Origin of the sequence: Elioraea sp. (assembly GCF_051860475.1) — a bacterium.
Lineage (GTDB): Bacteria > Pseudomonadota > Alphaproteobacteria > Acetobacterales > Acetobacteraceae > Elioraea.
Window position 1 is genome coordinate 1 of the sequence record NZ_JBHYDW010000129.1, and the last position, 12,846, is coordinate 12,846.

Consider the following 12,846-nt stretch of genomic DNA (forward strand, 5'->3'; position numbering starts at 1 on the left):
TTTTCCGTCTCGACGTGATCCGTGTCGCGATCCCGCCGTTGCGCGACCGCGGCGAGGACATCCTGCCGCTCGCGGCCCAGTTCGCGGCCGAGTTCGCCGCCGCCTTCGGGCGCGAGATCGCGCGGCTGCGGCCTGCCGCGGAGGAGGCGCTGCTCGCGCATGCGTGGCCGGGCAATGTGCGCGAGTTGCGCAACCGGGTCGAACGCGCGGTGGCGCTCGCGACTTCGCCCTGGCTGGATGTCGCCGACCTGTTTCCCGGGACGCCGCGCCCGCTGGAGGAGGTCCTGCCCACGCTTGCCGGCGTCGTCGAGGCCGCGGAGCGGCGCTCGATCGCGACGGCGCTGGCGGCGACGGGCGGGGACGTCGCTGCGGCGGCCGGGCGGCTCGGCGTCGCGCGCTCCACCCTGTTCGAGAAGATGCGCCGGCTGGGGCTGCGCGGGCGCGCCTGATGCCCGGCTGTCTGTTGCTGGCCCGAAATACCGGATGGAATTGCCGCCGGCAGTCCGGCTTATCGGACGAGCACTCCGCTTTGCCCTTGATCCACCGTCGTGGCGCCTGGCACGGCGCGTGCTGCCTCCGCTCCGCCCAACGAACCAGGGGAGGGACCCGGATGAATCGGACGGACGTCGCGCGCGCCGAGCGTGCGCTGATCGAGAACGTGCTGAAGCGCGAGGATGTCGGCCGACGGCGCATGTTCGAGGTCGCTGCCTGGAGCGTGGCCGGCGCAGCCGCCGCCAGCACGATGCCAAGCGCGCCCGTGCTCGCCCAGGCGGCCGCGCCGGCGCGGCGCATCCTCCAGAAGGACGACAGCCGCGTGCTCAACATCGGCGCGACCGTGCGCAGCGGCAACTACTGGGACTTCTCCACCTGGATCACGCCGGTCGAGGAGTTCTATGTGCGCAACCACTACCCGACGCCGACCCCTGAGCAGAAGCCCGAGCTCGACCCCCGCAACTGGAAGGTGAAGGTGCACGGCAACGGCCTCGAGCGAGAGCTCGAGATCGGCTACGAGGACCTGCTGAAGATGCGCTCGCGCACCATCTTCGCCACCATGGAATGCCACGGCAACGGCCGCACGGTGTTCTGGGAACAGCTCGACATGAAGGATGTCACCGGCGGCAACTGGGTGCTGGGCGCGGTCGGGCTCGCCGAGTGGGAGTACGTGCCGCTCTCGGAGATCTTCGCGCGCGCGGGGCTGAAGCCGGACGCCAAGGCGCTGTTGTTCTGGTCGGGCGTCGATGGGGCGGGCGATATCGGCCGGCCGATGCCGATGCGCGAGGTGCTGAGCCGGCCCGACGATATCGGCCTCGCCTTCCGGATGAACGCCAACCCCCTGCTGCCCGATCATGGCGCGCCGGTGCGCGCGCTGGTCACCGGCTGGGGCGGTGCGGCGTCCACCAAGTGGCTCACCGAGATCAAGGTCGCGACCCACGATTTCTGGGTCCGGCTCAACACCAAGGCCGAGGTGTTCGCGGGCCCGGACTATCCCAAGCCGACACCGGCCGCGGGCGACGAGTTCCGCAATGTCGCGCCCGAGGACATCCACGGTCCGATGGTGGAATGGATGCCGGTGAAGTCGTTCATCACCGTGCCACTGGTGATCGACAAGTCGCCCTCGCTGCCGTCCAACTACCCGCTGAAGCGGGGCGAGCTGCCCACCCTGGCGTCCGGCCGGCAGACCATGCGCGGCTATGCCTGGGGACCGCAGCACGGACTGCGCAAGGTGGAGTACCGGATCGATGGCGGGCCCTGGCGCGAGGCGCATATCCGGCCGCCCAATCTCGGCCGCTACACCTGGTCGCGCTTCGACTTCGAGTGGGATGCCCCGGCCGGCGAGCATGTGATCGAGACGCGCGCGACCGACAACGCCGGGATCAGCCAGCCACCGACCGTGCCGTTCAATCTCTACGGCATGGCGAACAACGCGATCCCGAAGTTCCGCATCCGGGTAGTCTGAGCCTGCGGGCACGAGGGGGTCCGCCGCACGGCGGACCCCCGTTCATTGGGGGGAGGGTCGATGCAGGGCGTTCTGTTGCCGGTCGGCGTGCTGCTGGCCGGGGGTGTCGCGATACTCGCCGCGCGCGGCGTGCCCGAGGCGCTTGCGGCATCCTCGCAGGTGGAGCGCGGCCGCACGGTCTATGCCGAGACCTGCGCGGTCTGCCATGGCGAGGATGGCCGCGGCGGCGCCGGCTACGGCAATCCGATCTGGGGCGAGGGCGCGCAGATCCGCAAGTTCCGCCACGGCGCCGGATTGCTCGAGTACAACCTGATGCTGATGCCGTTCGACGACCCGACCCGGGTCTCGGATGATGACAAGCTCGCGGTGACCGCCTACATCCTGGCCCGTCACGGCGCGCTTGAGCAGGGGGCGAGCCTGTCGGAGAGCAACGCCGCCGCGATCGCCATCCGCTGAGCGCCACCCTTGACGCGCGCATCCCGCTCTGGCGGGACTGCGTCGATGGCGCTCAAGGTCGGCAGGGGGGCCGAGGCCCCGCCCTTCATCGTGATGGACGTGATCGCAGCGGCCAACGCGCGCGCCGTTGCCTCCGGCCCCGGCGATCCGCGCGTGATCCGCATGGAGGTGGGCCAGCCCGCGACCGGCGCGCCGGCGGCGGCGGTCGAGGCCGCGATCGCGGCGATGCGCGCGGGCGAGACGCTCGGCTACACCGAGGCGTTCGGCATCCGCCCGTTGCGCGAGCGGATCGCGCGCCTTTATGCCGAGCGTTACGGCGTCGCGGTGCCGGTCGCGCGGATCGCCGTCACGGTTGGGGCGTCGGGCGCGTTCCCGCTGGCCTTCCTTGCCGCGTTCGACCGCGGCGACCGGGTGGCACTCGCAGCACCGTTCTATCCGCCCTACGTGAACATTCTCACGGCACTCGGCCTCGAACCGGTGCTGCTCGAGGCGGGGCCGGCGAGCCGCTATCAGCCGACCGTGGCGATGCTGGACGCGCTCGATCCGCCGCCCGATGGGCTGATCGTCGCCTCGCCCTGCAACCCGGCCGGCACGATGCTGCATGCCGACGAGCTCGCGGCGATCACGCGCTGGTGCGGCGCGCACGGCGTGCGGCTGATCTCGGACGAGATCTATCACGGCCTGACCTACGGCGAGCCAGCCGTGACGGCCGCAACCATCGCGGGCGCAGTGGTGATCAACTCGTTCTCGAAATACTGGTCGATGACCGGCTGGCGCGTCGGCTGGATGGTCCTGCCCGAGGACCTCGCGCGCCCCGTGGAACGGCTGGCGCAGAACCTGTTCATCTCTGCGCCCGGGGTGTCGCAGGTGGCTGCACTCGCCGCGTTCGAGGCGGAGGTGGAACTGCGTGGGCACCTTGCGCGCTACGCCGCGAACCGCCGGCTGCTGCTGGAGGCGCTGCCGCGCGCGGGGATCGCGACCCTCGCCCCGGCCGAGGGCGCGTTCTACCTCTACGCCGATGTCGGGCATCTGACCAACGACAGCGCCGCTTGGTGCACGCGCATGCTCGCCGAGATCGCGGTCGCGGCCACGCCGGGCGTGGACTTCGACCGCACGCGCGGCCACCGCACGGTGCGCTTCAGCTTCTGCGGTGCGACCGGCGACATGGCGGAGGCGGCCAAACGTCTGCTCTTCTGGCTGGTTTGAGCCGGCGGCGGGGTTTCAGTTTTTTTTCCACGCCCGTGCCAAGCCGGTCGCGCAACGGCCCGATTCAACCGCGATCGTGTCGGAAAACTTTACAGGTGTGCGCCATGCGCCTGCCGTCCGCCATCCAACCCATTGATCAGGATGAATTTCCGGATCGTGGCAAGGTGCTTGCATGCTCGATTTTCTGCGGCCGGGCGTCGGCTGAGGGTTCAATGGACCAGGAAAAGGGGATCGTTCCTATGGCACGGATGACGGGAATTCGGGCGTTTGCGGCGGCGATGGTGGTCGCTGCACCGCTCGGCATGGCCTCCAAGGCCGAAGCAGCGACCATGGTGGGGCTGGAGCTGGTGCTGCTGGTCGATGTCTCGGGAAGCGTCGATGCCGGCGAATACGCCCTTCAGAAGGGCGGCTACGTCCAGGCGTTCCAGAGCGCGGCGGTGCAGAACGCGATCATGAACAGCCAGCTCGGCAGCATCGCGGTGACCTATGTCGAGTGGTCGGGCTCGGCGCAGCAGGCCCAGCTCGTGAACTGGACGCTGGTGAACGACGCGGCCTCGGCGAACGCCTTCGCCGCGGCGATCCAGGGCACCACCCGTGCCTTCGGCGGCCTGACGGCGATCGGCAGCGCGATCAACTATGGCGCCAGCCTGCTTGCGGCGGATAACGGCTTCGACAGCCTGCGCAAGGTGATGGATGTCTCGGGTGACGGCACGAGCAACGACGGCGCGTCGGTGACCGCTGCCCGCGACGCCGCGGTCGCGGCCGGCATCACCATCAACGGCCTGACGATCGGTTCTGCGTCGTTGCTCACCTACTACCAGAACAACGTGATCGGCGGTGCCGGCGCATTCGCCATCGGTGTGACCGACTTCGCCGACTTCGCCGCGGCGGTCGAGCAGAAGCTGATCCAGGAGATCACCGGCGTGCCCGAGCCGACCACCATGGCGCTGCTGGGCTTCGGCCTCGCCGCGCTGGGCATGGCGGCCCGGCGGCGCAAGGCGGCCTGACCCGTCGCCTCGACGGACTGGGAGCGGCCCCGGTGCTTCGGCCCGGGGCCGTTTTCGTTGGGGCGGTGTCGGAGAATTTTACACCAACCGATACGGGACTCTCTTCCGGACGTTCTACCCTTGCGCGAGGGCGGTTCGTCCCACGCCGAACCCTCTGGCGCGCCGGCGTGGCATGATCGGCCCATGACCACGCCCGCCCGCCTCGCCTCCGCCGCCGCGCTGATCGCCGATCCGGCGCGCGCGGCCATGCTCCAGGCGCTGATGGCGGGCGAGGCGCTGACCGCGGGCGAACTCGCCCGCGCCGCCGGGATCGCGCCCTCCACCGCGTCGGCGCATCTCGCGGCGCTGACCGACGGCGCGCTCGTCGCGGTGCACGCGCAGGGGCGGCACCGCTGGTTCCGCATCGCGAGCGAGGACGTCGCCGCGATCCTGGAATCGCTGATGGGCCTCGCCGAGGCCACGCGCCCGGCGCGGCGCTGGCCGCACGGCGAGGCGTTGCGCGCCGCGCGCACCTGCTGGGACCATCTCGCCGGGCGGCTCGGGGTCGCGCTGCATGCGGGGCTCGTGTCGCGCGGCGTGCTGCGCCCGGCGCCGGGCGGGTGGGAGACCACCGCCGCCGGCGACGCCTGGCTGGACCGGATCGGCGTCGATCTGGCCGCGGCGCGGCGGGCGCGGCGCTTCGCCTGCGACTGCATGGACTGGTCCGAGCGCCGCCCGCATCTCGGCGGCGGGCTCGCGCGCGCGATCTGCGCGCTCTGCCTCGCGCGCGGCTGGGTGCGGCGCCAGCCCGGCGAGGGGCTCGCGCGCCGGGTCGTCGCGCCGACGCCCGAAGGCGCGCGGGTGCTGCGCGAGGCGTTCGGCGTGCGCATGGACGACGCGGCCGCCTGAACGGGCGCTACGCCGCGGCGTCGTCGCTCAGCACGGCGTCGATCACGCGCAGCCAGTTGCCGCCCATGATCGCGCCCACCTCGTCGGGCGCGAAGCCGCGCCGCGCGAGGGCGGGGCCGAGCGCGCGGAGGCGCTCGGGGGTCTCGATCCCCTCCGGATAGCGCCAGGGCGGGGGCGGATAGGTCGCCGCATCCCAGTCGCCCGAGGACACGAGGCTCCGGTAGAGCCGCTCGGCCTCCTCCGGCGCAGCGATCCCGTCCTGACCCGCGAAATAGTCGAGCCCGAGCGCGACATGCCGTACGCCGACCAGATCCGCGACGTGCGCGACGTGGTCGATGAACGCGTCGATGCCGGGTCGCGGCGACGCCGACACGAAGGCGGGAAAGCCGACCATGCCGATCAGCCCGCCGCTGTCGGCGATCGCGCGGATCAACTCGTCGCCGATGTTGCGCGGCGAGGGATGCACAGCGCGCGGATTGGCGTGCGAGCACACCACCGGCCCGCGCGAGACCGCCATCGCGTCGCGCGCGGTGCGTTCGCCGGTATGCGCGCAATCGACGATCATGCCGGCCTCGTTGAGCGCGCGCACGACCGCGACACCGAAGGTGCTGAGCCCGGCGTCGGACGGCTCCGCGCAGCCGTCGCCGATCCGGTTGCGCACATTGTAGCAGAGCTGGACCATGCGCACGCCGAGCGCGCGGAACCCCTCGACCAGGCCGGCATCGCGCCCGAACGGATCGCCGCCCTGCAGATGGAGCAGCAGCCCGAGCCGCCCTGATCGCTGCGCGGCGCGGACATCCGCGGGACCGCGCACCAGCCGGAGGTCGTCGCGCGTGCGGAGCGCGCGGTGCATCCGTGCCAGGGTCGCGAGCGTCGCCCCCGCGTCCTCGCGGCCGCCGACGGTCGGCATGCAGACCGTGACTCCGCCCGCGCGGTAGCGCCGCAGCTCCGCCGGATCGCGCGCCAGCGGGCAGGCGCCGTCGATCACCAGGTCGAGCGGCGCACCCCCGGCCACCGTGCCGGCCCGCTCAGCGGCGCCACCAGCCGCGCTTCTTGGGCGCCTCGGCGATCACCTCGTCCACCACGATCGGCTTGATCTCGATCGAGGCGTGCGGGCCCTCGGGCGGCCGTTCGTCCGCGGGCGGCGGCGCGGCCGGGGCCGCGGCCACGGGCTTGGGGCCCGACTCGGCCGCGGTCGCGGGCTCGGGACCCGGCTCGGGCTCGGGCTCGGTCCGGGCCGCAGGCTGCTCCGGGACCGTGGCGCGGGCCTCGCCCGGCTCGATCTCGTCGAACAGGTCGAACGGCGCGTCGCCGAACGGGTTGGCCGGGGTCGCGCCCTGGAACCGGAGCCCCGGCGCGGGACGCGGAGGCTCCGCGGGCGGCGGGGCCTCACCCTCCTCGCGGCGGTGATGCCGCCCGCCGCGCCGTCCGCGCCGTCCACGCCGGTCCTGCTCGTCCTCCGGTCCCGCGGGCGCCGGGCGTTCGGCGATCTCCGGCGGAGCCCCCTCCTCGGCCCCGACCGGTTCGATCGCGGGCTGCTCGCCCGTGCCCGACGGCGGCGCGCCCTGGGCCTGGGCGCCGTCCTCGCGCCGCCCGCCGCGCCGCCGGCGCCGGCGCCGGCGCTTCCGCGCCTCGCGCTCGCCCTCGGTCTCGCCGGGTGCCGCGCGGGCCTCCTCCGCGTCGTCCTCGGCGGTCTCCTCGGCCTCGTCGGTCTCGTCCTCGGCCTCCTCCAGTGCCGCCTCGGCCGTCACCACCGGCGGCGGCAGCGCCGCGGTGGGCGCCGGCGGCGGTGCGGTCAGCGGCTTCGTCCGCTCGATCCGCAGCGCCGGCGGCAGCAGCGTCTCGTCGGCGGCGAACAGCACCTTCAGCCCGAACGCGGCCTCCAGCTCGGCCAGCCGCGCGCGCTTGTGGTTGAGCAGGTAGAACGCCACCGCGCCGGCGCAGCGCACCACGATCTCACCCGAGCGGCGCTTCGCCGCCTCCTCCTCGATCGCACGCAGCACGTGCACCGCACTCGACTCGACCGAGCGTACGAGCCCCGTGCCGCTGCAGTGCGGGCAGGTGACGAAGGCGGTCTCGGTGAGCGAGGGCCTGAGCCGCTGGCGGCTCATCTCCAGCAGGCCGAAATGGCTGATCCGCCCGACCTGGATGCGCGCGCGGTCCTGCTTCAGCGCCTCCTTCAGCCGCCGCTCCACCGCCGCGTTGTTGCGGTTGTTCTCCATGTCGATGAAGTCGATCACGATCAGCCCGGCGAGGTCGCGCAGCCTGAGCTGGCGCGCGATCTCGTCGGCCGCCTCCAGGTTGGTCTTGAGCGCGGTCTCCTCGATGTTGCGCTCGCGCGTTGCCCGTCCCGAGTTCACGTCGATCGAAACGAGCGCCTCGGTCTGGTCGATGACGACGTAGCCGCCCGAGCGCAGCTCGACGCGCTTGCTGTGCATCGCGTCGAGCTGGCTCTCGACGCCCGCGCGGGCGAACAGCGGGATGCCGCCGTCCTTGTAGATCTGCACCTTCTTCGCATGCGAGGGGATCAGCATGCGCATGAAGTCCTTGGCGGCGCGGTAGGCCTCCTCGCCGTCCACCACGATCTCGTCGACGTCGCGCGAATAGACGTCGCGGATCGCGCGCTTGATGAGGTTCGCCTCCTCGTAGATCAGGGCCGGCGCGACCGACTTCAGCGTGGTCTCGCGGATCGAGTCCCAGAGCCTGAGCAGATACTCGCAGTCGCGCTTGATCTCGGCCTTGGGGCGGTTGGCGCCGGCGGTGCGGACGATGATTCCCATGCCGTCGGGCACGGCGAGTTCCTGCATCACCTCGCGCAGGCGCTTGCGGTCGGCGGCCGAGGTGATCTTGCGGCTGATCCCGCCACCGCGCGGCGTGTTCGGCATCAGCACGGAGTAGCGGCCGGCGAGCGAGAGATAGGTGGTCAGCGCCGCGCCCTTGGTGCCGCGCTCCTCCTTCACCACCTGCACCAGCAGGATCTGCCGGCGCTTGATGACCTCCTGGATCTTGTAGTTGCGCAGGAAGCGGGGCGCGATCCGGCGCGGGCGGTCCTCCTCGCCGTTCTCGTGCCCGCCGCCGATCGTCTCGGGGGCGACCGGCTCGGCGACCACCGTGTCGATCTCGCGCTCGCCGCGGTCCGGACCGTCCTCATCGGGGGCCTCGGCGGACGCTTTGGCCGATGGGACCGTATCCTCATCCTCGGCGGGGATCGCGTCCGGGTCGGCCGAGACGGTCTCGCTGTCGATTCGCGCGGGCTGGGCGGCGGGCGGGCGCGGCTGTGGCGGCTCTTCGGCCGGGGGGGGCTCCTCGGCCAGCGGGGGCAGCTCGGCGGACGCGGCGGGAGGCTCGACCGCCGATGGCTCCGGCGGCGCCGGCTCGTCCGGCGGCATCCAGAGTGCCGCTTCCGGCGGCTCGGGCTCAGCCTCAGCCTCAGCCTCAGCCTCAGCCTCTGGGCCGGCATCGCCGCCGGCGGTGACGCGCTCGGCCGCGGCGTCGCCCTCCTCCTGCTCGCGCGCCGCGTCCTCCTCGGCCTCGGCCGCGGCCTGTTCGAGCAGCCGCTGCCGGTCGGCCACGGGGATCTGGTAGTAGTCGGGATGGATCTCGCCGAAGGCGAGGAAGCCGTGGCGGTTGCCGCCGTAGTCGACGAACGCGGCCTGGAGCGAGGGTTCGACCCTCACCACCTTGGCAAGATAGATGTTGCCCTTGAGCGTCCGCTTGGTGGACGTCTCGACGTCGAACTCCTCAAGCCGGTTTCCATCGAGCACGACCACCCGGGTCTCTTCCGGGTGGGTCGCATCGATCAGCATGCGCTTGGTCATGGAAGGCGTGTCTCCACGCCGCGCCGGCCCTTCCGGCCAGGCGGCGGATCAGGGATTGCGGGGCGCCACCGGGGAGTGCTCCGTCTACGGTCTGGTGAAGGGCGCTTGCGCGTCCGGTCATGTCGTTCCGTCCCGACGGGCGCGACGGCGCCCGATGGCTGTTCGCTCGGCGGGGAAGGGCCTCGCAGCAGCCCGCGCGGACACCGGACGCCTGGGGGGCGGCGCGGCAGGCGCGAGCCCTGCGGTTGGCGGCGCGCCGCCTCGAAGCTCCCTCGAAGACACAGGCTGGAGGGCGGGGCGGGACACGCAACGGTCGGTCCGCGCGAGCATTCCCACAATGGCGCATGCGGCGCTGCCCCACAAGGCCGGATTTGCTCCACTGATCTCTCAGGATCGTCTGGCAACCGACGGGCAGATCGTGCATTATGGTGCTGACCGGCTTGCTTGGAAGGACCGCCATGCCGCTCCGGCTCCCGGCCGTCCGGGGGGCGCCGCCGAGGCGCGGGCCCCGCCGCCGTGCGTTCCTGGTCGCCGCGGCCGCGCTGCTTGCCCCGGCGCTGACCCGCCCGCTCGCGGCGCGCGCGATCGGCTCGGCGAGCCTCGCGCAGGACGAATCGGCGGTGCGGCTGACGCTCGCGGTCGCCGAGCCGGTGGTGTTCCGGCTGTTCACGCTCGACAACCCGCTGCGCCTGGTGATCGACATCGAGGGTGCGCCCTGGCGCGCCGGCGCGCCGCCGGCGGGTGTGGGTCCGGTGACGCGGATCCGCGCCGCGCTGAACCGTCCCGGCGTGACGCGCGTGGTGCTCGATCTCAGCGAGCCGGTGACCGTGCGCCGCGCTGCGCTGGAACCGGATGGCAGCGCGCTGGTGGTCGAGCTGGCGCCGGCGCCGCGCGCGGTGTTCCTGCGCGAGGAGCGGGCCTCCGACCCGCTGCCGCGTCCGCCGACCCCGCCCGAGCGACCGCTGATCGTGCTCGACCCTGGCCATGGCGGCCGCGATCCGGGCGCGATCGGTGCCTCCGGCACACAGGAGAAGCGGGTCGCGCTTGCTGCTGCGCTGGAACTCCGCCGCATCCTCGAAGCCTCCGGGCGCTACCGCGTCGCGATGACGCGCACGCGCGACGTGTTCGTCCCGCTCGCCGAGCGCGTCCGCTTCGCGCAGACCCGCAACGCCGCGCTGTTCCTCTCGATCCACGCTGACGCGCTGGATGACGCTTCCGTGCGCGGTGCGTCGGTCTACACGCTCGCCGAACATGCGTCCGACGCGATCGCCGAACGGATTGCGCGCAACGAGAACCGCGCCGATCGTTTTGCTGGGCCGTCCTTCACCGGGGTAACGCCCGAGGTTGCGCGCATCCTGATTTCGCTTGTCAGGCGCGAAACGCTGAATGGCAGTGCACGGATGGCGCGTCACGCCGTCGCCTCGCTCCGTCGCGAGGTGACGATGCTGCCGAACAGCCACCGATTCGCCGGCTTCGTGGTGCTGAAGGCACCCGACGTGCCCTCGGTGCTGATCGAGATGGGCTTCATGTCGAGCCGGGCCGACGAGGCGCTGCTGCGTCGGGCCGATCACCGGCGCAAGCTCGCCGCCGCGATGGCCGAGGCGGTGCAGCGCTATGCGGAGGAAGCGGTGCCGGTCCGCGCCGCGGGCTGAGCGGGATGACGATCGGTTGAACGGAACCCGGCGACCGTGCGCTGTGTTGTCTTCGCCGTGACCTCTCAACGCGACCGTGATAATCGGGCAGGGCCATGAAGGCTGACCAACCGCTTGCGCTGCGCCCGCGCCGGACCCGCGCCGCGGCCGCCGATCCGACGCCCGCCCCTGCGGCCGCCACGCCTCAGCCGTTGGCGCGTCCGCCACGCGTGAAGCGCCGGCGCGCGCGGCTGCGCCGGGTGCTGGCGACGCTGGTCGGTCTCGGCTTCATCGGCGCGCTCGGCGCCGCGGGATCCGGTGTCTATGCGTGGCACCACTACAGCAAGGGTCTTCCCGAATACGCGGCGCTGATCGACTATCAGCCGCCGGTGATGAGCCGCGTCTATGCCGGCGATTCGCGCCTGCTCGCGGAACTCGCGACCGAACGCCGCATCTTCGTGCCGATCGACTCGATCCCGAAGCTGGTGCAGGACGCCTTCATCTCGGCCGAGGACCAGAACTTCCGGACCCATCCCGGCGTGGACGTGATGGCGATTGCGCGCGCTGCGGTCACGAACCTCCAGCAGTTCGGTCAGGGCCGCCGCCCGGTCGGCGCCAGCACCATCACCCAGCAGGTCGCGAAGAACATGCTGCTGGGCAACGAGGTGTCGCTGGAGCGCAAGCTGCGCGAGGCCATCCTCGCGATCCGCATCGACCAGGCGATGCCGAAGGAGCGCGTGCTCGAGCTCTACCTGAACGAGATCTTCCTCGGCTCGGGCGCCTACGGCGTCGGCGCCGCGGCGATGACCTATTTCGGAAAGGCGCTGGAAGAGCTCTCGGTCGCCGAGGCCGCCTATCTCGCCGCGCTGCCCAAGGCGCCGAACAACTACAATCCGTTCCGCTTTCCCGAGGCCGCGAAGGGCCGGCGCGACTGGGTGCTGGAGCGCATGGCGACCGACGGCGTGATCGACCGTCCCACCGCCGAGGCGGCGAAGGCGACGCTGATCGAGGTCCGCCCGGGCCGCTTCGCCGAGCGCGTGCCGGCCGAGTGGTTCGCGGAGGAGGTGCGCCGGCAGCTGATCGGCCGCTTCGGCGAGGAGACGACGACGCAGGGCGGGCTGACGGTGCGCACCAGCCTCGACCCGCGGCTTCAAGAGATCGCCGACCGTGCGCTGCGCGAGGGTCAGATCGCCTATGACCGCCGCCGCGGTGGCTGGCGCGGCGCGACGGCGCGGATCGACCTGCCGGCCGAGCAGCTCGCCACCGGCTGGACCGAGGCGCTCGTTGCCCTGCCGCGCACCCCCGGGATGCTGCCGGAGTGGCGCCAGGCGGTGGTGCTGGAGGTGGATGCGCAGGCGGCCAAGGTCGGCTGGCTGGAGCGGGCCGAGCGGCCCAACCTGCCGCCGCGCCCGCGCACGCTTGCCGTGCCGCTCGCGGAGATGGCCTGGGCGCGCCCCGCGCTGGGCGACAACCGGCTCGGCCCCGCGCCGCGTGCCGCGACGGACGTCGTGTCCGTCGGCGACGTGGTGCTGGTCGAGCCGCTGCCGGCCGAGCCTGCGGTCGCCGCCGCGCGCGGCCGGCCCGCGCGCGCCGCGCTGCCCGAGCGCGCCGCGCTGCGCCAGACTCCCGCGGTCGAGGGTGCGCTTGTCGCCCTCGATCCCTCCACCGGCCGCGTGCTGGCACTCACAGGCGGCTGGTCGTTCGAGCGCTCCTGGTTCAACCGCGCCACCCAGGCACAGCGCCAGCCTGGCTCGGCGTTCAAGTCCTTCGTCTACCTCGCCGCGCTCGAGCAGGGCTTCTCGCCGGTGCAGAAGGTGCTGGACGCGCCGTTCGTGGTCGATCTCGGCCCGGGCCAGGGGCGCTGGCGGCCGACCAACTACACC

At 72.5% G+C, this 12,846-nt stretch carries 10 protein-coding genes; 8 read left to right on the forward strand and 2 right to left on the reverse strand.

The window, feature by feature from the left end; translation table 11 throughout:
- The 6 genes from ACTIFU_RS18455 to ACTIFU_RS18480 all read left to right on the forward strand — a co-directional run.
- Positions 1-449 (forward strand): helix-turn-helix domain-containing protein (locus ACTIFU_RS18455; protein ID WP_439579787.1); only part of this gene is annotated, 449 nt, incomplete at its 5' end.
- Positions 450-610: 161 nt separating this feature from the next.
- Positions 611-1,957: a molybdopterin-dependent oxidoreductase gene (locus tag ACTIFU_RS18460; protein WP_439579788.1), complete on the forward strand. Its 1,347-nt coding sequence runs from the start codon at positions 611-613 to the stop codon at positions 1,955-1,957.
- 60 nt (positions 1,958-2,017) lie between these two features.
- Positions 2,018-2,413 carry a c-type cytochrome gene (locus ACTIFU_RS18465; RefSeq protein WP_439579789.1) on the forward strand — a complete coding sequence of 132 codons (396 nt, stop codon included), beginning with the start codon at positions 2,018-2,020 and terminating at the stop codon, positions 2,411-2,413.
- Between the two features lie 45 nt (positions 2,414-2,458).
- On the forward strand, positions 2,459-3,619 hold the full coding sequence (locus ACTIFU_RS18470; RefSeq protein ID WP_439579790.1) for a pyridoxal phosphate-dependent aminotransferase: 1,161 nt from the start codon (positions 2,459-2,461) through the stop codon (positions 3,617-3,619).
- A 239-nt stretch (positions 3,620-3,858) separates the two neighbouring features.
- On the forward strand, positions 3,859-4,626 hold the full coding sequence (locus tag ACTIFU_RS18475) for a DUF1194 domain-containing protein (protein WP_439579791.1): 768 nt from the start codon (positions 3,859-3,861) through the stop codon (positions 4,624-4,626).
- A 183-nt stretch (positions 4,627-4,809) separates the two neighbouring features.
- Positions 4,810-5,514 carry an ArsR/SmtB family transcription factor gene (locus ACTIFU_RS18480; protein ID WP_439579792.1) on the forward strand — a complete coding sequence of 235 codons (705 nt, stop codon included), beginning with the start codon at positions 4,810-4,812 and terminating at the stop codon, positions 5,512-5,514.
- Positions 5,515-5,521: 7 nt separating this feature from the next.
- Here the strand turns inward: ACTIFU_RS18480 and ACTIFU_RS18485 are convergent, their stop codons facing one another.
- The gene (locus tag ACTIFU_RS18485) at positions 5,522-6,529 is read right to left on the reverse strand and encodes a membrane dipeptidase (RefSeq protein ID WP_439579793.1); all 1,008 of its coding nucleotides are present in this window, start codon (positions 6,527-6,529) and stop codon (positions 5,522-5,524) included.
- A 13-nt stretch (positions 6,530-6,542) separates the two neighbouring features.
- Complete coding sequence (locus ACTIFU_RS18490) at positions 6,543-9,332, reverse strand: Rne/Rng family ribonuclease (protein ID WP_439579794.1); 2,790 nt, start codon at positions 9,330-9,332, stop codon at positions 6,543-6,545.
- A gap of 458 nt (positions 9,333-9,790) precedes the next feature.
- On the opposite strand from ACTIFU_RS18490, the gene ACTIFU_RS18495 reads away from it, so the two are divergent.
- Together ACTIFU_RS18495 and ACTIFU_RS18500 are read left to right on the forward strand one after the other, a co-directional pair.
- Complete coding sequence (locus ACTIFU_RS18495; protein WP_439579795.1) at positions 9,791-10,984, forward strand: N-acetylmuramoyl-L-alanine amidase; 1,194 nt, start codon at positions 9,791-9,793, stop codon at positions 10,982-10,984.
- Between the two features lie 95 nt (positions 10,985-11,079).
- A partial coding sequence (locus ACTIFU_RS18500) for a penicillin-binding protein 1A (RefSeq protein WP_439579796.1) occupies positions 11,080-12,846 on the forward strand: 1,767 nt, incomplete at its 3' end.